This is a genomic window from Paenibacillus shenyangensis (assembly GCF_000346635.1).
Lineage (GTDB): Bacteria > Bacillota > Bacilli > Paenibacillales > Paenibacillaceae > Saccharibacillus > Saccharibacillus dauci.
This window is the reverse complement of the sequence record NZ_AOIG01000018.1, coordinates 15,265-39,265: the sequence shown is the minus strand read 5'-3', so window position 1 is coordinate 39,265 and position 24,001 is coordinate 15,265. Positions and strand designations below refer to the sequence as shown.

Genomic DNA, 24,001 nt, shown 5'->3' with positions numbered 1-24,001 from the left:
CCTCCTTGTACTGTGGAAGTATATTACCCTGATTACATGCCTATTATGACAGTAGTGATGTATAAAGTTATAGACCTTTTTGCTTGTGCAAGTGTTGTATCTTATTTGAGATATCGACGCGCTCCGGCAAATTCTTTTTTGTAGGCCGGTGTATCTACCGAAATAATCTCGACAGTCTTGCCTGCTTTTGGAGAATGCATCATTTTGCCGTCTCCGATATACATGGACACATGGTGTACACTGCCTTTGCCATTGTTATGAGCAAAAAACATCAGATCACCAGGCTGCATATCGCTCCAGCTTACCGGCGTGCCTTCCTTGATCTGGGCGGAAGCATCACGCGGCAGGGCAATCCCGTGGAAACTGTACAGTGTAGAAGTAAAGCCGGAACAGTCAAATCCATACGCGGAGATGCCGGCCCACAGATACGGCAGTCCGAGGAACTGTTTGCCTGTCTGAACAAGCTCTTCGCCGGTCGGTGCAGGAATATCGGATAATTGTTCATAGACATCCGCATCCTGCTTGCGCAGCCAGGCAGTGCCATTATCCGGCGTATGCACCTGCAGCCAGTTGTCTTCGTTCGCGACCACCGACAGACGTGTATTGAAGCTCAGCGTCAGCAGACTGCTTTTGCGATCCGTATCATATAACTTGGCCGTCTTGGCACTGACGATAGCTACCGGACATTTGCTGTAGGCAGCACATGTAGTCGTTGTCAGAATCTGCTTGCGCGGCAGCCAGCCCGGATAGCCGTACTTACTGCGCGGTGTGGATTGTCCGACGACAGCGACATACGCCCAGTCTCCCTGTACTTTTAGCAGACGAACTTCCTGGCCATATAATGCCTGTGTTTCTGTTTTGCCGGTCAGCCAGCGGCGTTGATCCGCTGTAGCCATATTGGATGTCCATTTCTCCATATCGACTGGACTCGACAGCGATGGGGTATCCATCTGACGTGACAGACCCGGTTCTGTCCACAAGGTAGCTACAGCGACATTTACATAATGCTTGCGTGCAGTTTGATTCACTTTACAGTCCTCTTTTGCTGCAGAATGGGATGTGGAGGCTGCTGCCGAAGTATGGCCTGCCGTTGTCCATGCAGCCAGTATCAGCAGACAGGCGGAGAGCAGCAGTGCCGCACCTGCCCAGCGTCCCGGGCGTCTGATCATCGTCGTAGATCTATTTTTCATATAAGTGATCTCCCTCGGGTACTGCACCCTATCTCATAGGATACGAAGCACCCGGATTCCATTTTTTGTATTATTTTAGCATAGCGAATCGCATCACGGTCGTTATTCCATTATAAAAATCATCATTTGCGAAAATTGATTATTTGCGCCGTAATTCTTCTTCCAGATCCTCGTCAAAACGAATGCACTGGATCAGCTGAAAAACAGCGGCCAGACCAAGAGCGCCCCAGATGCCGGAAGTATCTACACCCGGTTGAATCTCCGATAGTGTGTAGAGCAGAATCGTATTACGCACAATAGCAATCACCTGAGTCTGCCAGAACTTCAGACTGCGACGCAGCAGCGGATATACATATTCTACCGTAGCCGGCTGTACATAAATCGCCAGTAAAAATAAACCTGCGACCGTCCAGACGGAATAGATCAGTGCACTGTCCCGTCCGTCGAACCGGATCAGATGAATCAGCGAACCAAGGTAGAAAAAGGCATACGCTGCAAAAGAAGCACCTGCTACGACAACGACCAGTCCAAGCGAGATCAATATTGCCATCGACAGACGATCGAATAGACTCGAAGGGCGGAACATTTTTTCCAGTGGATCTACCGGCTGACTGGATTCGGGATCACGCCGCGGAGAGCGGACAAATTTGAAATAGGAATACATACAGATCAGCATAAATACGATTATGCAGGTGATTAGCAGATTCTTCTCAATATGGATATGCTTCCGCTCCCTTCTGAATAATAATCCAATGCTGATCTGATCACGGAATAATATGTATCTCATACTATCATAAACCACTTATTCTTTCCTCTGTCCCAATAAATCCTTTTGGACTAAACACCAGTGATTTCCTGCAATTCACTATATTGTCACCAATTGCTGTGAAATTCAATTTTTCATGTCATAATGCAAGTTTGTTTATTGAAATCATGCTTCTAAATCATTATATAACCTGTCATAATATAAATACACATGATATTCGTTTAGAAAGGAATCTTTATATTATGCCGCTTAATCATACAATCTATACTCACTCCGATGCCCACCAGCCGCTGGATCTTCATCTGCTTTTTTTTGGCAAGGAAGAATGTCTACCCGGTCATGCATGGGGACCCGGTATACGGGATGCCTATATTTTGCATTATATTCACGCAGGCACAGGTACCCTGCGAATAGGAGATGCAGAATATCATCTGGGCCACGGTCAGGGATTCTTGATTCCGCCGGATACGATTGTACAGTACGAGGCAGATCCTGTTGAACCATGGGTATATTCATGGATCGGCTTCCGCGGTTTGCAAGCGCTGTCGCTGATGGAGCGGTCGCAGCTCACGGTCTCCTCTCCCGTCTACCGGATGCATCCTGAATCGATATTTGGCAGCTTCTATGAGCGGCTGCTGGAGACAGCCAATCAACCTGCCGGAGATATCCAGGCCCAGGGTATCCTTTATCAGCTGATGTATACGCTGATTGCCCGCCTGCCGGTTCACACAGCTGCCGCCCACCACTCCCGCTCCAAGGAGTCCCATATCCGTCAGGCGATCGAATATATCGAGAACAGCTACAGCCAGAAGATCAGCGTATTGGACATTTCACAGGCAGCAGGTCTGGATCGTACCTATCTGTCCAGCCTGTTCAAAGCCAGGTTTGGCATGTCCCTTCAGGCATTTATGCTGGAGTACCGAATGAACCGTGCTGTAGAGTTGCTGCATCATACCGATCTGTCGGTCAGCGAAGTCTCTCGCTCGGTTGGCTATGAAGATCCTTTTTTATTCTCCAAAATGTTCAAAAAAATCAAAGGCGCTTCTCCGCGCCGTCTGCGTGAAGAGCTGCTGCAGACCGGTCCTTGATCCTGCTTTCTCTTGCTTCGCTCGCTCTGGTCGACATTTCTTCACAGCAGCTTGCTGCTTACAGAACAGAAGAGCGGTCATGCATCATCTCTGCCGGAGCCACACCCATTTTACGTTTGAATATCCGGTAAAAGTACGACACTTCCTGATAGCCCAGAAATTCGGCGATCTCGGCGATCGTCAGCTGGGATTCGGTTAGCATATAGACTGCCCGCTTCATACGCTGATCATGGACATATTCGCTGATCGTCTGGCCAGTTATATTTTTGAACAGCGAAGCCGCATAATTGGGAGTTCGCTGGATGAGTTCACCGAGATGCTCCTTGGTAATCCGGCGGCTGTAATTTTGCTGGATATGCTGCTTCATCGCATCAACCAGACGCTGCTTGTCCTCACGGATCATACCGCGATCATATTCACGGTTAAGCTCGACGAGTAGCTGCACCAACAGCGAATCCGCCAGCAGCCGATAATAGGCAGGCTTATCCCGCCACTGCATGGCAATATGCCGGAGACGATCATGGTATAGATCATAGCCGCCAGGCTTCATTTGCAATACCTTCTGGCTCTGCAGCAAAGGCAGTACATACTGTTGTACCCGGAAGCGAATCACCTGCTTGGTATGAACACGGGTAGGAACGCTTTTGCCATAATAAGCAGCTCCAGGCGGAATGAGTAGCAATTCTCCTTTCTCCAAAATCCGCTTTTGTCCATTCACCCAGTACACACAATTGCCATATGTAATCAAAACAAGACTGTATTCATCCTCTTTCAGATACTGTTCTTCATACCAGTCCATCTGGTGCTGTTCCTGCACTTCCACTACTTCCAGCATATGCTGTACCTCCTTGCATCAAACAGGATTTGAATCTTTTTCCGGAGATTATCAGACTTTTTAGCTGCATTTTGTCATAAACTGCGCTTTATTGCTGTTCTTAAATCATACTATAGTACATTGATTGTACAATAGTTCATAGCAGTCTGTGTATGTTACAGCTACAATGAATTATATACTACAGGTTGCCGGATAACGGTCCTCCCAGCATGGCAGGACAGAAATGGGACATTCGGACAGCCGCTACTACAACAAGGCTGATCCTTATACCAGCCTGCATACTCGAGGAGGATTATTCAATGTTAAGAACTAAAATCATCTGTACAATGGGACCCGCTTGTGACTCAATCGAAATGCTTAAGGAAATGATCCAGGCTGGCATGACTGTAGCCCGTCTGAATATGGCTCACGGCGAGCTGGAAGATCACGTGATGCGTATTCGTAACGTACGCCAGGCTGCAGCCGAGCTGAATACATTTGTACCAATCATGATGGATATCAAAGGACCTGAAGTACGTATTGGCAAACTCAAAGAAGCTTCCTTTGAACTGCGTACCGGCAATCAGCTTATTCTTACGACCGAAGAGATTCTGGGTGATGCCGAGCGTATCGGTGTTAACTATCCGCAGCTGAACCAGGATGTTCATGCCGGCGACCGTATTCTGCTGGATGATGGACTGATTGATCTGACCGTACGTGAAGTTCGCGATAGCGAGATTGTGTGTGATATCGTCAGCGGCGGTACCATCAAGCCTCGTAAAGGTGTCAATCTGCCGGGTATTCATACTTCCCTGCCGGGCGTTACCGAGCGTGACGTGATGCACATTCACTTTGGCCTGGAACAAAATATCGAGATGATCGCAGCTTCCTTTGTCCGCAAAGGCGATGATATCCGCGAAATCCGTGATATTCTGGCGAAAAACAATGCCGAAGATGTACAGATTTATTCCAAAATCGAGAATGCCGAAGGTATGGAAAACCTCGATGATATTATCGAAGCTTCCGATGGTATCATGGTAGCCCGTGGCGATCTGGGTGTTGAAGTGCCGATCCAGGACGTACCCGCTCTGCAAAAAGAAATGATCGATAAGTGTAATGTAGCCGGTAAACCGGTTATCGTTGCGACGCATATGTTGGAATCCATGCAGGTGAATCCTCGTCCTACCCGTTCCGAGGTCAGTGACGTTGCTAATGCTGTACTGCAAGGAGCAGACGTAATCATGCTGTCCGGAGAATCCGCTGCCGGTAAATATCCGGTACAGTCCGTACAGACGATGGCTGCTGTAGCCAAACGTGCCGAGAGCATGCTGGATTACCAAGAGCAATTTTCCCGCAAAAGAGCACTGCAATCTACCAACATTACCGAAGTGATCAGCCAGGGCGCAGTTAGCGCATCTCTCGAACTGAACGCCAAGGCAATCATTATCTCGACCGAGAGCGGCTTCACTGCCCGCATGATCTCCAAATATCGTCCAAGCGCTCCGATCATCGCTGTTACCCACAACGATGCGGTACTGAACAAAGTGTGCCTGCTGTCCGGCGTTATTCCGGTCAAAGGTGAAGCGGTATCCAGCACGGATGAAATGTTCGAATCCGCGATTCGCAATGCCGTAACTACAGGTCATATTTGCGCAGGCGATATCGTCGTTCTGTCTGCCGGTGTACCGATTGGTCAATCCGGTAACACCAACCTACTCAAAATCCAACAGGTATAAACCACTTCCTGTATCGTCCATATACAGCAACAAGCCACGAATCCTCTACAGTGATTCGTGGCTTGTTTTATTTAGCAAATGTGTTGAAATCGTAATCTGGAAAAATTAAATTTTGCGTGCATACTCTACCAGCGATTGGGACATATGATTGATCTCATCCATGGATGCATTCAGCTGCTGGGTCAATGCTGCCTGTGACTGGGTCAGCGTCGTCATATTGGCGATCTGCTCCAGAATTTCTCCGATCTGGTCTTTCATCTCACCCAGGCTACTCTCAATGTTCTCTGTAGCATTTGCACTGTGGATAGCCAGCTTGCGTACTTCATCGGCAACAACAGAGAATCCTCTTCCGTATTCACCGGCACGTGCTGCTTCGATCGATGCATTCAAGCCCAGCATATTGGTCTGATTGGCAATTTCACGGATAAAAGCAGAGATGTTTTTGGTTTCTTCTGCGCTATTCTGTGCTTTGTGGGCAGCTTCTGTAGAATGTTCCTGAGCACTTGCCAGATCCTGCGCCTGTCCGGTAACCGAATCAATCGCGGTAGACATCTCACTGATCGATTGAGACAACTGGGACATACGTGCAGTCATAGCCTCCACAACATCATTTTTGTTTTTCTCATACGTAATATCGCGGATCGTGCCTGCTACGCGCAGCGGTGCTCCTTTGGCATCCCGGAGCGTTGTGCCTCCTGCATGATACCAGCGGTATTCGCCATTTTTGAGCTGCAGACGATAATCGATGGCAAATGGTGTACGGCCGGTATGGTCATTCAAATGGGCTGCAAAAGCGTTCAATGCTTCTTCCTTGTCTTCCGGATGCAGACGCGAAGCCCAGCTGTCCAGCACATTCGGGAATTCCTGTTCACTGTGATAACCGAGCATATGACGGAATTCATCAGTCCATGTAAAAGCATTGTTCGGATTGACCGGATCGCCGGCTTCTACTTCCATATCCCACAGTCCCACATGAATCGCTTTGGTGACCAGATCCATGCGCATTTTCACATCATTTTTTTCGGTTTGTACAGCTTGAAGTACCTCATTGATGTTGTTTACAATCTCGATCATGCTGGCATCGTCGCTTTGCAGTTGTAATTGTGCTGAAGATTTGCGGGCATCAGCTGCCAGACGTCGGCTTGCTTCAAGCAGTTCGTTCAAGGATACATGAGTGCGTTTTGCAGTAAAAATAGACATTCGTTCTCTCCTTTGTGCAGACTATCGATCTGCTCATTCTGTAATACGGCTTATCCTGCTGCCGGCTTTCTTTTCCAAAAAACAAATCCTATCCGATGTTAAATGATTCCTTGGAATTAGTCTTTTCGAATCACTATAATTCTATTCTCGTAATTATTCGGCAAAATATTATAAGTCTTTGTACCCATTATTCGACTTTATATAACATTTTTCGATTAAAATAACGAAAAAATATCGAATCCATGGTAATTATTATGTGTTTTTATTTATAACCACCAATTTTATCGGTGTTATTTGTTATCCGTTATTCTGTAGTCTGCAAATGATACAATCGAGCAATGAGCGCAAACATGAGGTACATATAATGGATAAAGCGAATATCCACATCCTATATGGTACAGAGCAGCCTGCTTGCAAAAGAGACCGTTTATATTTGATAAAAAATCATTAAAAGGAGGTATATGATGCAGCCATTTACCGCAAAAGCCGTACAGGTTATTCGTTCTATTCCCGAGGGCAAAGTGATGTCCTATGGACAGGTAGCTGCAGCAGCCGGCAGTCCGCGTGCTGCAAGACAAGTGGTTCGTATTCTGCACTCCATGAGCCGCAAACATAATCTGCCCTGGCATCGTGTTGTTAATAAATACGGCGAGATTGCTATACAGGAGGATGAGTCCAGCTTTGAACAGCGTGCACTGCTGGAAGAGGAAGGCATTATATTTAGTATAGAGCAGCGGATTGACCTGACGAAGTATAGTTATTATCCATCGGAAGAGGACCTCATGAATCGTATTCAAGACGAGCAGTAAACCACTTATAGTAAGCCTGCCACCGGGCTGGTTCTGCTTGCTGCAAATAAAAAACAGCTGATCCGAAACCTCTTCTGCATGCATAAATGCAACAGAATAGATTCCGAATCAACTGTTAACTATCAACTGCCCACTTTATTACAATGTGGTTTTCACAACTTTGGAAAGGATGTGTTTAATACACTTACCTACAAATGACTTTACATCGTTCTAACAATATCCTCACGTACTGGAGTAAAGGTATCCAGCAGAATTCCTGGAGCCAGCGCACGGGCAGAATGAACTGCGCCTGCCGGAATATTCAGCGCTTTGCCTGCACTTAGTTCGTAGGCTTTACCATCAATAACAAAACGGAATAGCCCTTTCATGCAGTAGCTCATCTGCTCATGCGGATGGGAATGCTCGGCACTCTGCGCACCGGCTTCAAAGTGGACTTCCATCATCATTAGAGAGGTGCCTGGTTCAAATACTTTACGTCGTACCCCCGGCTCCACCAATTCCCAGATTCCAATATTACTCAAGCTCGTGTTAATCATTTCTTACATCTCCTCCTCATTTGTTAGTATCTTGTACGTTTATTCAACAACAAGTGTTATATTTAAAAGCTCCGATTCATGTGATACATTCCGATTCATGTGATACATATTGTAACACTTTTTTGAAACAAAGAAACAGTGTATACTTTCACAAAAAACAAAATAAATAAGTAGTTACTTTTTACCATTAATATTGGAAAAAGTCGATTTTTATCGTTTAAAAGACCAAAAAGGCCGGAATATAGAATTCCCGGCCTTTTATATATCACATTATCCCACAGATATGACACATTATTGTCACATATATTGAAATCGAATACTCTAATCGTTTGCCAAATTGTGCTTTTCATTCTCGAATACAGCTAATCCGTATGCGTTCCATTGGCTTAGTATGCCCGGATCGTTCCGCCATCTACCAGCAGAGACTGTCCGGTTACATACGTATTGGCAAAGGAACCATAGAAAGCGACCATCCGGCCAAATTCTTCGGGTGTACCCAAACGCCCCAGTGGAATCTGACGTAGTGATTCGGTCTGTATCTCCTCCAGCGTCCGCTGCTCTGTCCCGGCGCGTTTTTGATCCAGCTCCATAATGCGTTCTGTTGCAATCCGTCCAGGTGCTACCGTATTAATCAGAATACGATCAGCAGCATATTCCGAAGCCAGGCTTTTGGTGAGTGCCTGAATACCGGCACGGAACACATTGGAGAGAATCAGTCCATCGATCGGCTGCTTGACCGAAGAAGAAGCGATATTCACGATACGTCCACCACCTGCTGCCTGAAGAGCAGGTAGAGCGGCGCGAATCAGACGGATCGTACTGAGCAGATTCTGTTCAAACGACTGCTGCCACTGCTCATCATCCATATCCGCAAACTTACCAGCTGGCGGTCCGCCTGCATTGGTGACCAGCACATCCAGCCGTCCATACGTATCCTGTGCACTCTGGATGGCCTGCTGGATCTGTTCCTTATCTCCCACATCCATGCGTACCGTATGTACCTGTTGTCCGGTCGCCGCTTCGATCTCTCGCGCTGCCTCTGCCAAATGTTCCATATTACGACTTGCTATCGTCACCAGTGCTCCTTCCCGGGCAAATTCCAGTGCGCTTGCCCGCCCGAGACCTTTGCTGCCTGCTGCGACAAATACCGATTTTCCATATAATCCGAGTTCCATTGTTCTTCCTCCTCTTCCTGACGGGAATTTAGATACGATCCAAATTTATCTTATTGGCGTCAAAATCTGCTGTTTTCCAGTCATTCCTTATGAAAATGGGAACATACGAGCGTTTAATCTGCCTTATTTCCATTCGCCTATCTGAACTTCCAATACTAGCTCTGTCGTATTTTACAAATACGCCCTATAATTATTATAAATTTGTGAAGAAATGACGATATACTTTATATACTGTCCGCATACATGCCCTTACTTTTGCACTCATCCACATACATAGTCATTCTACGGCAGTTTATACGGAAGTGAATCATGTGGCCAGTGCCGACTCATGAGTGGCTAACTCCAGAACAGATGGAAGTGACAAATATTGAGGCTATTACCTATCACCTCGCTCCAGCCCGGGATGCGACTCGCGAAAAAAATATACAATGACGAAGGTGTTGTGCTGCTTTCCGAAGGAGTGGAACTGACCTCCGGCATTATTCGCAAATTATATAATCATGGTCTGGACTATATCTATATCCTGGATAAAGATACGGATGATGTAATTGTCCGAGATATTGTCTCCCCAGATATCAAGCGCAAAGCACTCAGTGAGATTCGTACTCATTTCCGAACTCTTGCTGATCCAAGTGTACAGAAGAAATCCTATCCGATTATCGGCAAATCATTTGCCGGTATTATTGATACTATTATCAGTGAGATCAGCGCCGATCCGGAAGTTATGGTAATGCTGATGAGCATGCATACCAAGGATAACTATTTATATTACCACTCGCTCAATGTATGCATCTATACACTTTTACTGGGAAAAGTACACGGATATTCCCAGGAGGAAATGAAGGTGCTGGGCATTGGCTCCCTGCTGCACGATGTAGGCAAATCCTATATTCCAAATGAAGTACTGTTCAAGCCGGGCAGACTGACGGATGCGGAATATAATATCATCAAACTTCACACCGAGTACGGTTACAAAATGCTAAAAGATGAGCCCGGCATTCCCCTACTGGCCGCTCACTGCGCCTATCAGCATCATGAACGGCTGAACGGAAGCGGCTATCCGCGCGGTCTGCGGGAACATGAGATTCATGAATATGCCAAATGGATCGGTATTGCCGATTCCTATGACGCGCTTACGACCAGTCGGGTCTATCGTGCTGCGATGCTGCCCCATGAGGCGCTGGAAGTACTGTATTCCGGCTCCGGCAGTCTGTATGACAAAGACATGCTCGCTATCTTCAAAAGCCGTATTGCTATTTACCCGATTGGACTGACCGTAACCTTGAGTAGTGGCTTACGGGGAGTTGTCGTCCATATTCACTCCGCTATTCCACAGCGTCCCATCGTACGAATTCTGTACAACGAAGCCGGTGAACGAATCATGGCACCTTTTGATCTGGATCTGCTGGCTCACCATACCGTTATGATTACCGCAGTAGAAGGCATGAATGCCCATATGCCCGCACCAACCACCTAAATCATCAGCAGTTCCCGGATATCCTGCTCGGTCAGCACAGGCGTCGCATCTTGACCGGGTTGGATAATTTCGTCGATCAAATCTTTTTTGCTCTGCTGCAGCTCCAGCATTTTCTCCTCTACGGTTCCTCTGGCTACCATGCGAATGACCTGCACCCGATTCTGCTGTCCCATGCGGTGTGCCCGATCAGCTGCCTGTTCCTCTACAGCCGGATTCCACCACAGATCATACAATATGACTGTATCCGCTCCGGTCAGATTCAGTCCGGTTCCTCCCGCTTTGAGTGAAATCAGAAATACATCCTGTTCTCCTTCGTTAAATCTTCGGCACAGTTCAACCCGTTCCGCTGAAGGTGTAGAGCCATCCAGATAAAAATAAGGTACATTGTACTGACGCAATTCTTCACGAATCCTCGATAACATGCCTGTAAACTGCGAGAATACAAGGATACGTTTGCCGGCATCCCGGTAATCATTCACAATCTCCAGCAGCTGTTCCAGCTTGGCAGAGCCACCTTCATAATCCTGTACGAACAATCCCGGATGACAGCAAATCTGGCGCAGACGAGTGAGTCCAGCCAGAATGCGAATCTGGTATTCGGCAAAATTCTTCTCGTATAGATGCTCCAGTGCATCCTGCTGCAGCTGGGCCAAATAAGCGGCATATATTTTTTTCTGCTCGGGCAGAAGTTCCGATACATGAGTCGTCTCCAGCTTGTCCGGCAGTTCTTTTAATACGTCCGATTTCATGCGTCTTAGTACAAATGGACGTATTCTTTTGGCAATCGTACGTGCTTCCAGATCGGCAAACTCCTTGCGTGTACCGAGCAGTCCAGGCATAATGACATGCATGATCGACCACAGCTCATAGATTGAATTCTCAATCGGTGTACCGGTCAGAGCGAATCGATGGCGCGCCTGAATCTGCTTGACGGCTCGCGCTGTCTGCGTAAGTGCATTTTTGAAGGACTGCGCCTCATCCAGAATCATGGTATGAAATGAACCCTGACGGGCATATTCCACATCCCGGCGCAGCAGTGGATAGGACGTGATAATAACATCCGTGCCCAGTCCATTACTGTCCGAGCGATGAATCTCCTGCCATTGCCGCTGACGCTGTATTCGGCTGCCATCGATAATGGTTGTACGAATATCGGGTGTGAAGCGGCGGAACTCATACTGCCAATTGTAGGTCAATGAAGCAGGGGCTACGATAATCGCCGGCTCGCCGCTGCTGCGGATCTCCGACAATACCGAAGCGATAAAGGTAATACTTTGCAGCGTCTTGCCAAGTCCCATATCATCTGCCAGAATACCACCAAATCCGTAATGGGCCAGTGTTCTGAGCCATTGATAGCCATACTGCTGATAATCCCGCAGAATCGGCGCCAGTGATGAGGGCACAGGGGCATCATACAGATCGGGATTACGGATACTTTCCAGCAGTCTTCTTACCGAACGGTCAAACCGAACCACTTCATTCTGATCCGCCGCATCGAGTGCTTCCAGCCCATGAATAACCGGTATACGGAACAATACCCCGTCTTCCAGTGCCTGTTCATCCGTAGGCAGTGCCATACCCGTACGGCGGATAAAATCAGCCGCCTGCCGGAACTGCTCATCCTCCAGAGGCAAAAAGGTTCCGCTCGGCAGACGATAATATCGACGCTGTTCCTGCAGCGATTTCAGAACCTGCACAATAGCCGATTCCGGAATACCATCCAGTTCGAATTTGAATTCCAGCCAGTCATGCCGGGAATCGGTATGTACCGTAATGCGCGGCGCAGCGAGAGGGTCCTGGATTCTCGATTTGACTACAGAAGTGGCATAGATCTTAACCAGCTTTTCCAACCGGGGAACGATATGATACAGAAATTCATACTCCGCTTCCTCATCGTTCAGAAAATAGCCACCTTCGGTAGCTGCAAAAGAAGCCTCGTCTATCAGCCTCAGGATTTCTTCTTCTTTTTCACCGTCACGTAGCAGGATGCGTTCGTCCTCTTGTGCAGGTGTAGGATTCAGCGGATTAATAATGACATCCCCATATTGAAATTCCAGACCTGCCAGCAACCGATCCCGGACGTGATCCAGATACAGTCTCGCCTGCAGGGGAGTCTGCACGACAATCTCCGATACCCGGCGAGTCATCTGGACATTTCCCAGTCGGGTGAGTCCGGGAATAACCTGCTGTACCAACGGTTCCAGCTGATCCGGCGGAATGATGAGCCGGTGCTGCTGATGAGCCGAAGCTGCCATCAGCTGCTGCAGTCCGCTTAACCGGCGGCAGTCTTCTTCTTGGAGCGAGATAAATTCACCGTTATAAATGACCATCCCATAGGATTCCAGCACGATCATCTGCTGAATACCGTCTACACGCAGTTGGTACATCGTATCTGCTGTACGGCTTCGGACGGAAGCCTCGTGAAGTGGACTCTGTTCGTCCCCTTTTTCCTGGTCATCCAGCAGATCCAGTTCAAAGTACAACGGCAGCGGTCCCGGACGATGGACGATACCTTCAAAAGTCTGCTCCTGATACGCCAGCCGGACTATGGGTGCCTGGATAATAGCCTGCAGCAGCTGGGGCCAATGAGATACCGGGATTATCAACATCCGCTGATTGGGCTGACCTGCCGCACTTGGTATCGGTCGACTATGACCTGTACCTTTCCCAGCCCATTGATCAGCTGGCAGCTCCGGCTGTTCGTCCCGCTGAATAAGCAGCAGCTGCCGGATCACTTCATCATCTTCCCGGCTGAAGCTGTGCAGCTCCGGGTCATACATAAATTTGGCCGAGAACACATAGCTTCTGCGGCTGCGTACACATTCCAGAAATTCCTGAATATGCTGCACAATATAAGGACGTTTCAGTCCTGCTTTCATTTCCAGACCGAGCCGGTATTGTCCATTACCGTAGGCCACCGGTCGGCAGATCCATTCCACATGCAGTGCAGTACGGGTCTCAAAGTAGGTTCTTCGTCCGCCAGGTCGTCGGATAGGACTCGTGAACAGACTGAGTAATTCTGCAGCCAGCTGGTTATCTGTATCTTCATCGGTAGCTGTAACTGGCTGCTGGGCAGACTCAACGTTGTGCACGGCTGAAATAGAAGCTGTCGTATCCAAAAGCGGCGGTAATCCCAGCTCTCCCGACTCGTAGACATGAATCATTACAGCTGCCACATGCTGGCAGTAAGATGTATAGGAAGCCAGCGAGGGGCAGGTACAATGCGCATGGGCCTTGCCTGCTTCATCAAAATGCAGATGGACCTGTTCCTGCTGATTGGTTCGAATCTGTATATTCGCTTCATATTGCCTACGATGATCATCGTAACGCGTAAAAGATACTTTTCCTGAACGGTAATAAGCCATTCCTTTGTTGTAGGATGTTTTGCCGCACCATCGCTGAATGGCGGGCAGATTGAATTCAGTGCTCATGGGCATGCTCCTGTCCGGCTGATTGATTCAGCCTGTTTTGCCATACCGCGATAGGGATGATAGATACGTATCATAGATGGGCAGTGATGATCTGTATCGTATCCCCTTGACGAATAATACCTTCCCGCTCGACCGAGCAGACAATGCCGCGGCGCTTTTTGGCAGCAGGCATGAATCGGGAAGCAATTCCCGGCTGTTCAAGGATACTTTCTATCATTTTGGCAGGCTTGCGGCAGGGTTCATTTTCCCCTTCACAAATCAGTCCGGTTCCATCCGGAAATAACAGCCTTGCTCCCGCAGGCAGCAGAGTCAGCTGCTCCAGTCCACGTATAATCAGATTGGCACCGAGCCATTCCGGCCGTATCTCCGTCAGCTTCATGTGCTGCGCAATCTCCAGACATTCCTCGTAGGAAACGATACTGATCTGACGGCGATTTGCAATCATCGTTCCGCGCTTGTATATTTTCTGGCGGGCATCCGCGCGGCGCAGCAGTCCATAATGTCGATCACCGGGGATTCCTGCCAGTTCGACCGCAATCTCCGGCACTTCGCGCGTAACAAAGCTGCCTTTTGTATCTGCAATATATACACTCTCTACCGTAATCGGCTGGGTAGGTGGAATCGATGGAATTGTTGGGTCCAGTTGGCTCATGGAATGTCTCCTTTGATCATGACAAGAATAGTCAGCTTATCGCTTATTCGATTATGACATACCCGGCAGAGCATTCACCAGACACAACCTTTTTCTGCCGTCCCTAAATTGCATAGACAGCATAATAATCCTTCTTGCATCGAACTGTATATGAATATTCCATGCGCATGATTATACAAGGTGAAGAATTCCCTTATATGCTTCTATTCTGCATCTTCTCCTGTTACACAGTTGGACAAGTTACAGTATTCTTTTCCTTACGAATAGCAAAAAGACCCACCAATCAGCGGGCCTCTCAGGAAAATATCGTACTATGGATAATCAAATTGCCTTGCCAGCACCGCATGATACCTCAATTCAGAAGTGTAGGATATCTACAGAATCTCCTGGAACATACGGATAACTTCCTCACGCTCCGGTTGATATGGATTACCAGGCGCACAGGCATCCTTCATCGCATTGTCTGCCAGCCGATCCAGATCCACTTCATTGACTCCCAGCTCCTGCAGTCGTGCCGGAATACCAACTTCTGCTGCCAGCAGACGGATCGCTTCGATCAGTTCTTCTGCACACTGCTGATCGGATTTGCCATCTACCGTAATGCCTGCAGCCCGTGCAATCGCACGGAATTTGGATGGGTCATGCTTGGCGTTCTCACTCTCTACAATCGGCAACAGCATCGCATTGCAGACACCATGCGGCAGATCGTAGATTCCTCCCAGCTGATGAGCCATCGCATGCACATAACCCAGACCGGCATTGTTAAAGGCAAGTCCCGCCAAAAACATCACATAGGTCATTTGCTCACGGGCTTCGATATCATGACCATTACGGACAGCCCGGGGCAGATAATTGAAAATGATCTCTACTGCTGCCAGTGCCGTCGCATCTGTCACAGTAAATGCTCCGGGTGTCACTATCGCTTCGATCGCATGGGTCAGTGCATCCATGCCGGTCGCAGCAGTTAGTGCTGCAGGTTTGTCGATCATCAGCTCGGGATCGTTGACCGAGATCGTTACCAGACTGTTTTTGTCGACCATGACCATTTTGACCCCGCGCTCTTCATTCGTAATGACATAGTTAATTGTATATTCACTCGATGTACCTGCTGTTGTATTAATCGCCACAATCGGTACAGAGGCGTTTTTGGTTTTGCCTACTCCTTCATAGCTGCGCAAATCCCCACCATTTGTCACATATAGACCAATGCCTTTGGCCGCATCCTGGGGAGAGCCGCCGCCGACCGAAATAATAAACTCGCATTTATTCTCGTTATATACATTTACTCCATCATACACGTTGGCTATTGTAGGATTGGGTTTGACGTCATCGTATACTTTATAGCTCATGCCGGCATTCTCCAGAATGGTCAACACTTTGCACAGTGTTCCATTGTGACTGAGAAATTTATCGGTAACTACCAAGGCTTTGGAGAATCCCAGCTCTTCAATACATGCACCGGCATCCTGCAAGCAACCCTGACCCATCAGATTTATACTCGGTACATACACAATATGCGTACTCATAACGTTTCCTCCTCAAGGATGGAAAATGGTTTGTTTACGTCTGTTTTTGATTGTATTTCTTTACTTATACATCATATCATGAGACGAATATTTCTTTTGTGAATATAATCACAATATAATGCGATGAACTAAGCTAGCACTTTTATGATCATTTCCAGAGTTCTAGTGTTCTCTATTCTATATTTTAGCAACGTTCCATTATTTTCCACGTATGCATTTTGAAAAGACTTTTCGCCTTTTATGTCACACTACTATTTCAGGGAGGAAACGGAATGAATACCCCGGTAAAATCATCCAGTACTGCATGGTCACGCAATGAATGGGCTGAGGCTGCACTTCATCTGATACTTTCGTTCCCCGGCATGGCGTATCGGGCTTGTGTATGCATACTCGCATGCATATTTGGCAGCTAATCCTCTGCAGACGATTCGAATAGGGATCGATATGCCAATATCACCAAACAAAGATCCGATACCTGAATCGATAGGCATCGGATCTTTGTTTGATATGCAGAACTATTCTGATTATTCTATTTTTCAGGAAAAATTATGTTTGATCTGCTGCATTCTCGCCGAGGATCTACGGCGGTATACAATCGTAAGCAAAATAGCCAGACCGATAAATCCATACGATACTACACTGGAAAATGCCAGAACGGTCGCTGTACTAAGTTCGGCGATCATGACTATTTTCGTCACTGCTTCCAGTACCAGAATGATTCCCCACATCAGCGTCATATTGCGCATCACATTTCGGAAATAAGGATACTTCCAGTTCTCTTCCCCATTTACAGTAGGTGTAAACCGGCTCACCATATGGTAGATCAGCGGTCTTTGCATTAATAATGATCCCAGGAATAATGCTCCGACCCCTGCTGTAATAAAGGACTCACGCATCAACAGTAGCTTCTCGCTGCCTCCGAGCAGCACCATAACCAGCGAGAGGACAAAGGTAAAGAGCATAATGCCTCCGAATACATCCAGATTCCGATGCCGATACAGATGAATCAGATTGTCCAGCAAAGGTACCACTGTCGCAATCGATAATGCTGTCAGGCTGCTCATATGCGGTTTGAGCAAAATATAGATCAGCCATGGAATCAATCCGTTAATAATCAATGTCATAATAATATATTTTCGCCCAGGCAGTACGGACATAAACACATCTCCTCCAGATCCATTGAATTGCACAAACTATGTATACACGGATTATATATTTAAATTTATGCATATTCATCCCACTTTAAGCTTAGATCATCTACGTCTATAGACCGAAATAATCAGGAATTTATCTGTTTATCCTCCTGCACACAATCATATATACGAACTTTTCCTCAAAATAACAAAAGTTGACAATTACATCCAGATCAACTTATAGTGTTAACTGTATCCACTAGGGGCGCCTGTACGGGCTGAGATAAAGCATCTGCTTTGGTCCCTTTGAACCTGATCTGGGTCATGCCAGCGTAGGAAAGTGGTTGAGACTTCGTTGATACGACGATACCGTTTCTGCCGCTTCCTGCCCGGAGGCGGCTTTGTGCTGCCCTCCGGCAGGAAGTCTGACAGAGGAATCGCCGGTCTGCACACGTACATAAATTAACAGATAGATAACAGGCACATAGCAATAGACTGTGAACAGACTATGAGCTGCGCATGCATATGAGGCATCAGATGAGCCTACTCGCTGCATACTGGATCGATTGGATACAGAACCGCTTATAGGTTCTATTGTATATGCCAGGGAGCGAGCGCATATAGTCAGCCTTTCTCTTCAGGCTCTGCCGATTCACAGGCTTGGTCATTATCCGTCTATGATTCGCCTTCTTTCTGTACTGCAGATTATCACTTCACCCCAGTCTTCTCCTCTACCTTGATGCTTTCATCCCTGTATTAGTGTGTCTCCTAGCGGATATCTACATTCGCGAGGAGGTTTTTTATTTATATGGCTATTTACCAGACACCACTACCCGGCAGCCGCAAAGTATATCTTGAGGGTTCACGGTCAGACATTCAGGTACCCGTACGCGAGATTGCTTTATCCGATAGCGAGATCCGCGGAGAGATCGTTCCCAATGCGCCGCTGCATATTTATGATTCCAGCGGTCCTTATACCGATACCCGGCGTGAAGTGAATATCCGTCAGGGTCTGGCTCCGCTTCGGCAGAACTGGATCGAGGAGCGCAGGGATACGCTACGATATGAAGGGCGTCATGTACTGCCGCAGGATAATGGATTCCAGAGCAGCGAGCGCGAAGCACGTCAGGGTGCCGAATTATTCCCGCAGGCTCATCACCAGCCGGCTGCAGCTGTCCCTGGGGGCAATGTCACCCAACTGCATTATGCACGTCGCGGCATCATTACTCCCGAGATGGAATTTATCGCCCTGCGTGAAGGCATGGAACCTGAATTTGTCCGCGCCGAAGTGGCAGCCGGGCGAGCTGTTATTCCTGCCAATATCAATCATCCCGAGAGTGAGCCGATGATTATCGGGCGGCATTTTCATGTGAAAATCAATGCCAATATCGGCAACTCCGCTGTCGCTTCATCGATCGAGGAAGAAGTGGAGAAGATGACCTGGGCGATCCGCTGGGGCGCAGACACGATCATGGATCTGTCCACCGGCAAAAATATTCATACGACCCGTGAATGGATCATTCGCAATTCGCCGGTACCTGTTGGCACCGTACCCATTTATCAGGCACTGGAGAAGGTAAACGGCCGCGCGGAAGATCTGAGCTGGGAAGTATTTCGCGATACGCTGATCGAGCAGGCCGAGCAGGGTGTAGACTACTTTACTATTCATGCCGGTGTGCTGCTGCGCTATATTCCGCTGACAGCCAATCGGGTGACCGGCATCGTCAGCCGCGGTGGTTCGATTATGGCTGCATGGTGTCTGGCCCATCATCGGGAGAATTTTCTGTATACGCATTTTGAAGAAATTTGCGAGATTATGAAGCGTTATGATATCACCTTTTCCCTCGGTGACGGACTGCGTCCGGGCTCTATCGCCGATGCCAATGATGAAGCCCAGTTCGCGGAGCTCGATACACTTGGCGAACTGACCCATATTGCGTGGAAGCATGACGTGCAGGTCATGATCGAGGGACCAGGTCATGTACCGATCCATCTGATCAAGGAAAATATGGACCGCCAGCTGGAAGTATGCGACGAGGCCCCTTTTTATACCCTGGGACCGCTGACGACGGATATTGCCCCCGGCTACGACCATATTACTTCGGCGATTGGCGCTGCGATGATTGGCTGGTATGGAACGGCCATGCTCTGCTATGTCACGCCCAAGGAACATCTCGGCCTGCCCAACCGCGAAGACGTCAAGGAAGGCGTAATTGCCTACAAAATAGCTGCCCATGCTGCCGATCTCGCCAAAGGACATCCGCAGGCACGCAAGCGAGATGATGCCCTGTCGAGAGCACGCTTTGAATTCCGTTGGCGGGATCAATTCCACCTCTCCCTCGATCCGGAACGCGCGATGAGCTACCATGACGAGACACTGCCTGCCGAAGGTGCCAAAAGCGCTCATTTCTGCTCCATGTGCGGTCCCAAGTTCTGCAGCATGAAGATTACCCAGGATATCCGCGATCAATACGGCGATGTACAGGTGGAACAAGCAATGCAGGAGAAATCACAGGAATTCAAGGCAGGCGGTAGCCGAATTTATAGTTAGAGAAACTTACCATACCAAGCCTGCGATACGTAGGAAGATGCAATATATAGAGAGAGAATAAGCAGCTCCTATACAGAGAATCAGTAATTGCTATTCCTTATAGCTCTCCATATGAATGACTCAGACATCCGGAAATGTCACTGATTACAGTGATGTTTTCGGGGTTTTCTATCTGTGTATACTGCATTTTTCTTTCTCTCCTTTCCTTATGCAAAAGAGATACGTGTTTTCTGTTTCTCTTTTCTATACAAGGCATCTTATTATGCTTGTTATCACAATCCGGTATAACACTCTTGCACAGCACCCCTGATTCCACCTTGGACTTATGGCGTATTCCCTCCTGCCGAAGCCGGAATATGCAATTTTATATTGCGTTTACAAAATAAGGATTTTAATATGACAAATCGGATATATGATCAATCTATCATATGAATACATATTAGGAGAGTGACAATCTTGAATAATTTTTCCATGAAAAAAGCGGCTCTGTCCCTGGGCGCTGCCGCTGTATTAAGCGTGCCTTTATTTTCCGGCGGTTTGACAACAGCCGATGCAGCTGCAACCACCAAAAAAGTAACGGCTCCCAAAAATGTGATCCTGTTTATCGGTGATGGCATGGGTGAAGCAAGTCGTAATGCAATCCGTTATGCGACAGTTGGCAAGAATGGCACACTGGAAATGGATAAAATGCCGGTATCCGGTCTCGTACGCACCAGTTCCAGCGACAGTCTGGTTACCGACTCTGCAGCAGCGGCAACGGCTATTGCAACCGGTGTTAAAACCTATAACGGTGCGATCGGCATGGATGCCAAGAAAAAGCCGGTTACCACTGTCATGGAACTTGCCAAAAAAGCCGGTATGTCCACAGGCGTGGTCACGACCAGCCAGGTAACGGACGCAACCGGTGCAGCTTTTGGTTCGCATGTGGAGAACCGCTCTGCACAGAGCGATATCGCCAAACAGTATATCGAGAACAGCAAAATTGATGTTCTGCTCGGTGGCGGCGAAGACTTCTGGTATCCAAAAGGAACGGCTGGTGCTCATCCGGATGCTCCTGCCGAAGATCCATCAGAAGGCAGCAAAGGTACTCAGGGCAATCTGGTAGACCGCGCTAAAAAGCTGGGTTATGACTACGTAACCGATACAGCCGAGATGAAAGCATCCAAAAGCGGCAAGCTGCTGGGTCTGTTCGCCAACGAAGAAATGTTCCAGGCACACAACGAACTGGGTAACAAATATAACCCAACTGTCTCCCTTCCGGACATGACTACCAAAGCGCTGGACGTACTGTCCAAAAACAATAAAGGCTTCTTCCTGATGGTAGAAGAAGAAGGAACGGACGAGATGGCACATGACAACGATGCTGCTCTGACAATCAAAGCCGGCCAACAGCTCGATAAAGCTGTCAAAGTTGCCAAAGACTATGCCAAAAAGCACCCTGATACCCTCGTACTCGTAACAGCTGACCACGAGACAGGCGGTATGGTTATCGAGGAAGTCGATGCGGATGATGAGTCCGGTGACGGCGAATCCAAAGAAGATGGACCGTTCACAATCGCAAACTCCAAGGATCAGTTCTATGTGGACTGGACAACAGGAGGACACAGCGCTGTAGATGTAGCGCTGACTGCAATGGGTCCGGGTGCCGAAGAATTTACCGGCAACTACCAGAACACAGCGATTCATGACAAGCTGGTCAAACTGCTGAAATTGAAATAATTCGGTACTGGATCGCTGACATCCAGCACCCTATTCTTCACATCAAAAAGCAGGCTGTCCCTTACGGGGAAACAGCCTGCTTTTTAATTTATTGGGGCGAAGTAGTGATTCCTTCTGCCACATACTGCTGTACAAAGTCAGGCTGATCCTCGCTCACCATATCCACGACGGCCTGGAACAGATTCGGTGGATACTCCGCAATCCGGTGGCACAGATACAGGTACCACTCATGACCATAGGTCAGATAGATCCGTACCGGATAGCCATGGTCCAGCAGACGACGGCTCAGCTCCGGACGAATACCATACAGCAGTTCATATTCCAGATAACCTTCTGCTTCTGATATCTGCGCTTTTGCCAGCAGTTGATCGATCAATACTTCATCATGTGTAGCTACCGATACTCGGCAGCCCTGCTGCAGTACATCTTCTACCAGTTTCATATAACGTGTATCCAGTTCCTCAGAGCGTGGCAGGGCAATCGATTCCTGCTCCTGGTAGGCACCTTTGACGATCCGTACATGGGCACCGACAGGCAGCCTGGAAGTCACATCTTCCGGTGTTCGGTGCAGATGAGCCTGCAGGGTAATCCCGATATGCTCCGGATACTGCTTCACTGCCTGGGTATAGACAGACAGAATGCGATCTGTTTTGGCGGACTCTTCCATACTGATGAATAGTTCTACTCCTCTGGGCTCAGCCTGTCTGGCCAGCTTCAGCAGATACTGAAGAGTTACGTTGGTATCCAGCAGCAATCCGATATGTGACAGGTCAAAAGATACCCGGGTGCTTCCACTCGCTTTTCCGGCTTCATCGATCAGCGCAGTTAATTCCTCCACCGCCTGCTCGCATGCTGCCGCATTGTCTGTATTTTCCCCGATATATTCGAGCGAAACGGCATAACCTTCGCTCTCCAGCTGCTTCGCTGTGATCAGTGCCTGTGAACGATGTTCCCCGGTGACATAGCGGTCGGCTGCTTTTCTCAGCAATCGGTTCATCAGCGGGTCCTGATCGATATATTCCTTGATATCCTGTCTGCGAGCGATAGATTTTAGCGCATCGGATAGCTGTTTCTCCAGCGCCTGATTGCGTATAGTTGTATTCATGATATACTCCCCTTTCCTGATCTATTCCCGAGCATACCGGAACGCCATGGATAAGGATTGTACAAAATTGCTATTAAGCTGGAATTTCTGCAATGATTGCTTTTAGCATAGAATAACCCATATGCACCGGACAGTAACCCTAGATCGACAAGCTGTACCGGCCCGGTGTTACACCGACCATACGGGTGAACAATCGTGTCAGGTGACTCTGGTCATAGAAGCCCGCTTCCAAAGCAATATCGGCGATCGGACGCTGACGGGCCAGCTCTGTTTTGGCATAATTGATCCGCAGTACATTCTGATACCGATGCGGTGGCAGATGATTCCATTGCTTGAACAGACGAATCAGATGGAAGCGGCTGATCCCCATCTCCTGTTCCAGCTGAGTGAGCGTAATTTTCTCATTAAAATGCGCATTTAGATAATCGCGAATCCGTCCTATGTATTTATGATCATGGCGATAAGAACGTTCGTGATTCATATCTCCAGGCTCTGCTCCCGTCAGTGCCTGCAGCAGTTCGATCAGTCCACTTTCTATTGTCAGCGCATTGTCCTGCTGTCGCAGCTGCTGCATGATTTGGCGAATATAATTTCTGCACATTTCATTTTTGCCATTAGACAGCAGATAGGGAATATCGATAGCTTCCATCTCTCGCTGCTCCAGTCCCTGCAACCACTCCGGCTGGATAAATAGCATCTGATACTGCCAATCCAGTCCACGATCCGGATGACATGCATGCAGCATCTGCGGCGGAAAGCTGATCACCCGCCCTTCCTCGACCAGCATGGATGTGCCATCACACCAGGCCTTCGTCTGTCCCCGTTCAATCCATCCCACTGAATATTCTTCATGAAAATGCTTGTGATAAGCCAGATCGTCCGCTGCGCATTGCTTGGCTTCGAGAAAAGGCAAATCCGGATGACGGTAAAATGTCATATCAGCCACGGTACGCACCTCCTTTGACGAATAGTATGGATAGCAAAAAGCCGCCAGTCAAGGGGTTCCCCTGACCAGCGGCCGGATTGTACGATCATTCCCATGCCTGTGGGCACTATGGATGATATTTATACGATTCTGGATAACGGTAAATGG

At 48.0% G+C, this 24,001-nt stretch carries 20 protein-coding genes and 1 riboswitch; of the genes, 7 read left to right on the top strand and 13 right to left on the bottom strand.

The window, feature by feature from the left end; translation table 11 throughout:
* Positions 1–101: 101 nt before the first annotated feature.
* Entirely contained in the window at positions 102–1,190 is a 1,089-nt protein-coding gene (locus tag H065_RS0115240) for a C40 family peptidase (protein ID WP_017813945.1), read from the bottom strand.
* Positions 1,191–1,329: 139 nt separating this feature from the next.
* Positions 1,330–1,977, bottom strand: coding sequence for a hypothetical protein (locus H065_RS0115235; RefSeq protein ID WP_152425907.1), 648 nt, complete (start codon positions 1,975–1,977; stop codon positions 1,330–1,332).
* A 221-nt stretch (positions 1,978–2,198) separates the two neighbouring features.
* On the opposite strand from H065_RS0115235, the gene H065_RS0115230 reads away from it, so the two are divergent.
* Complete coding sequence (locus H065_RS0115230) at positions 2,199–3,044, top strand: AraC family transcriptional regulator (RefSeq protein ID WP_017813943.1); 846 nt, start codon at positions 2,199–2,201, stop codon at positions 3,042–3,044.
* A 58-nt stretch (positions 3,045–3,102) separates the two neighbouring features.
* Here the strand turns inward: H065_RS0115230 and H065_RS0115225 are convergent, their stop codons facing one another.
* Positions 3,103–3,879, bottom strand: a complete 777-nt coding sequence (locus tag H065_RS0115225; protein ID WP_017813942.1) for an AraC family transcriptional regulator — start codon at positions 3,877–3,879, stop codon at positions 3,103–3,105.
* A gap of 299 nt (positions 3,880–4,178) precedes the next feature.
* On the opposite strand from H065_RS0115225, the gene pyk reads away from it, so the two are divergent.
* On the top strand, positions 4,179–5,594 hold the full coding sequence (gene pyk, locus H065_RS0115220) for a pyruvate kinase (RefSeq protein ID WP_017813941.1): 1,416 nt from the start codon (positions 4,179–4,181) through the stop codon (positions 5,592–5,594).
* A gap of 105 nt (positions 5,595–5,699) precedes the next feature.
* On the opposite strand, the gene H065_RS0115215 is transcribed toward pyk, so the two are convergent.
* The gene (locus tag H065_RS0115215) at positions 5,700–6,788 is read right to left on the bottom strand and encodes a methyl-accepting chemotaxis protein (protein ID WP_443146861.1); all 1,089 of its coding nucleotides are present in this window, start codon (positions 6,786–6,788) and stop codon (positions 5,700–5,702) included.
* A gap of 470 nt (positions 6,789–7,258) precedes the next feature.
* Here H065_RS0115215 and H065_RS0115210 point away from each other — a divergent pair, with 470 nt between their 5' ends.
* A complete protein-coding gene (locus H065_RS0115210; protein WP_017813939.1) occupies positions 7,259–7,603 on the top strand; it encodes an MGMT family protein in 345 nt (114 codons plus the stop codon).
* Positions 7,604–7,803: 200 nt separating this feature from the next.
* Here H065_RS0115210 and H065_RS0115205 read toward each other — a convergent pair whose 3' ends face one another.
* Both H065_RS0115205 and H065_RS0115200 read right to left on the bottom strand, forming a co-directional pair.
* Complete coding sequence (locus H065_RS0115205) at positions 7,804–8,139, bottom strand: cupin domain-containing protein (RefSeq protein WP_017813938.1); 336 nt, start codon at positions 8,137–8,139, stop codon at positions 7,804–7,806.
* Between the two features lie 386 nt (positions 8,140–8,525).
* Complete coding sequence (locus H065_RS0115200) at positions 8,526–9,314, bottom strand: SDR family oxidoreductase (protein WP_017813937.1); 789 nt, start codon at positions 9,312–9,314, stop codon at positions 8,526–8,528.
* Positions 9,315–9,681: 367 nt separating this feature from the next.
* Here H065_RS0115200 and H065_RS0115195 point away from each other — a divergent pair, with 367 nt between their 5' ends.
* Entirely contained in the window at positions 9,682–10,791 is a 1,110-nt protein-coding gene (locus H065_RS0115195) for an HD-GYP domain-containing protein (protein ID WP_036630085.1), read from the top strand.
* On the opposite strand, the gene H065_RS0115190 is transcribed toward H065_RS0115195, so the two are convergent.
* The 3 genes from H065_RS0115190 to H065_RS0115180 form a co-directional block, all read right to left on the bottom strand.
* Positions 10,788–14,222 carry a DEAD/DEAH box helicase gene (locus H065_RS0115190; RefSeq protein ID WP_017813935.1) on the bottom strand — a complete coding sequence of 1,145 codons (3,435 nt, stop codon included), beginning with the start codon at positions 14,220–14,222 and terminating at the stop codon, positions 10,788–10,790. The two genes, H065_RS0115195 and H065_RS0115190, sit on opposite strands and share 4 nt — an antisense overlap.
* Before the next feature lie 70 nt (positions 14,223–14,292).
* Complete coding sequence (locus H065_RS0115185) at positions 14,293–14,874, bottom strand: MOSC domain-containing protein (RefSeq protein ID WP_017813934.1); 582 nt, start codon at positions 14,872–14,874, stop codon at positions 14,293–14,295.
* 374 nt (positions 14,875–15,248) lie between these two features.
* A complete protein-coding gene (locus tag H065_RS0115180) occupies positions 15,249–16,400 on the bottom strand; it encodes an iron-containing alcohol dehydrogenase (RefSeq protein ID WP_017813933.1) in 1,152 nt (383 codons plus the stop codon).
* Positions 16,401–16,672: 272 nt separating this feature from the next.
* Here H065_RS0115180 and H065_RS27925 point away from each other — a divergent pair, with 272 nt between their 5' ends.
* Positions 16,673–16,813, top strand: a complete 141-nt coding sequence (locus tag H065_RS27925; RefSeq protein ID WP_193746782.1) for a hypothetical protein — start codon at positions 16,673–16,675, stop codon at positions 16,811–16,813.
* 123 nt (positions 16,814–16,936) lie between these two features.
* On the opposite strand, the gene H065_RS0115175 is transcribed toward H065_RS27925, so the two are convergent.
* Together H065_RS0115175 and H065_RS28275 are read right to left on the bottom strand one after the other, a co-directional pair.
* Positions 16,937–17,557, bottom strand: coding sequence for a VC0807 family protein (locus H065_RS0115175; RefSeq protein WP_017813932.1), 621 nt, complete (start codon positions 17,555–17,557; stop codon positions 16,937–16,939).
* A gap of 227 nt (positions 17,558–17,784) precedes the next feature.
* Positions 17,785–17,889: riboswitch (TPP riboswitch) on the top strand.
* The gene (locus H065_RS28275) at positions 17,856–18,089 is read right to left on the bottom strand and encodes a hypothetical protein (protein WP_238557968.1); all 234 of its coding nucleotides are present in this window, start codon (positions 18,087–18,089) and stop codon (positions 17,856–17,858) included. (Overlaps the previous riboswitch by 34 nt.)
* Before the next feature lie 252 nt (positions 18,090–18,341).
* On the opposite strand from H065_RS28275, the gene thiC reads away from it, so the two are divergent.
* Both thiC and H065_RS0115165 read left to right on the top strand, forming a co-directional pair.
* Positions 18,342–20,084 (top strand): phosphomethylpyrimidine synthase ThiC, encoded by a 1,743-nt coding sequence (gene thiC / locus H065_RS0115170; RefSeq protein WP_017813931.1) that lies wholly within the window; start codon positions 18,342–18,344, stop codon positions 20,082–20,084.
* Positions 20,085–20,540: 456 nt separating this feature from the next.
* Positions 20,541–21,803, top strand: a complete 1,263-nt coding sequence (locus H065_RS0115165) for an alkaline phosphatase (RefSeq protein ID WP_017813930.1) — start codon at positions 20,541–20,543, stop codon at positions 21,801–21,803.
* Positions 21,804–21,891: 88 nt separating this feature from the next.
* Here the strand turns inward: H065_RS0115165 and H065_RS0115160 are convergent, their stop codons facing one another.
* The gene (locus H065_RS0115160) at positions 21,892–22,908 is read right to left on the bottom strand and encodes a proline dehydrogenase family protein (protein ID WP_017813929.1); all 1,017 of its coding nucleotides are present in this window, start codon (positions 22,906–22,908) and stop codon (positions 21,892–21,894) included.
* 139 nt (positions 22,909–23,047) lie between these two features.
* Positions 23,048–23,845 carry a helix-turn-helix transcriptional regulator gene (locus H065_RS0115155; RefSeq protein ID WP_238557971.1) on the bottom strand — a complete coding sequence of 266 codons (798 nt, stop codon included), beginning with the start codon at positions 23,843–23,845 and terminating at the stop codon, positions 23,048–23,050.
* Positions 23,846–24,001: the final 156 nt, after the last annotated feature.

Excerpts from the sequence above, each read along its gene's own strand:
- H065_RS0115240 (WP_017813945.1), bottom strand. The coding sequence starts at position 1,190 with ATGAAAAATAGATCTACGACGATGATCAGACGCCCGGGACGCTGGGCA.
- H065_RS0115235 (WP_152425907.1), bottom strand. The coding sequence starts at position 1,977 with ATGAGATACATATTATTCCGTGATCAGATCAGCATTGGATTATTATTC.
- H065_RS0115230 (WP_017813943.1), top strand. The coding sequence starts at position 2,199 with ATGCCGCTTAATCATACAATCTATACTCACTCCGATGCCCACCAGCCG.
- H065_RS0115225 (WP_017813942.1), bottom strand. The coding sequence starts at position 3,879 with ATGCTGGAAGTAGTGGAAGTGCAGGAACAGCACCAGATGGACTGGTAT.
- pyk (WP_017813941.1), top strand. The coding sequence starts at position 4,179 with ATGTTAAGAACTAAAATCATCTGTACAATGGGACCCGCTTGTGACTCA.
- H065_RS0115210 (WP_017813939.1), top strand. The coding sequence starts at position 7,259 with ATGCAGCCATTTACCGCAAAAGCCGTACAGGTTATTCGTTCTATTCCC.
- H065_RS0115205 (WP_017813938.1), bottom strand. The coding sequence starts at position 8,139 with ATGATTAACACGAGCTTGAGTAATATTGGAATCTGGGAATTGGTGGAG.
- H065_RS0115200 (WP_017813937.1), bottom strand. The coding sequence starts at position 9,314 with ATGGAACTCGGATTATATGGAAAATCGGTATTTGTCGCAGCAGGCAGC.
- H065_RS0115190 (WP_017813935.1), bottom strand. The coding sequence starts at position 14,222 with ATGAGCACTGAATTCAATCTGCCCGCCATTCAGCGATGGTGCGGCAAA.
- H065_RS0115185 (WP_017813934.1), bottom strand. The coding sequence starts at position 14,874 with ATGAGCCAACTGGACCCAACAATTCCATCGATTCCACCTACCCAGCCG.
- H065_RS0115180 (WP_017813933.1), bottom strand. The coding sequence starts at position 16,400 with ATGAGTACGCATATTGTGTATGTACCGAGTATAAATCTGATGGGTCAG.
- H065_RS27925 (WP_193746782.1), top strand. The coding sequence starts at position 16,673 with ATGAATACCCCGGTAAAATCATCCAGTACTGCATGGTCACGCAATGAA.
- H065_RS0115175 (WP_017813932.1), bottom strand. The coding sequence starts at position 17,557 with ATGTCCGTACTGCCTGGGCGAAAATATATTATTATGACATTGATTATT.
- H065_RS28275 (WP_238557968.1), bottom strand. The coding sequence starts at position 18,089 with ATGCAGCGAGTAGGCTCATCTGATGCCTCATATGCATGCGCAGCTCAT.
- thiC (WP_017813931.1), top strand. The coding sequence starts at position 18,342 with ATGGCTATTTACCAGACACCACTACCCGGCAGCCGCAAAGTATATCTT.
- H065_RS0115160 (WP_017813929.1), bottom strand. The coding sequence starts at position 22,908 with ATGAATACAACTATACGCAATCAGGCGCTGGAGAAACAGCTATCCGAT.
- H065_RS0115155 (WP_238557971.1), bottom strand. The coding sequence starts at position 23,845 with ATGACATTTTACCGTCATCCGGATTTGCCTTTTCTCGAAGCCAAGCAA.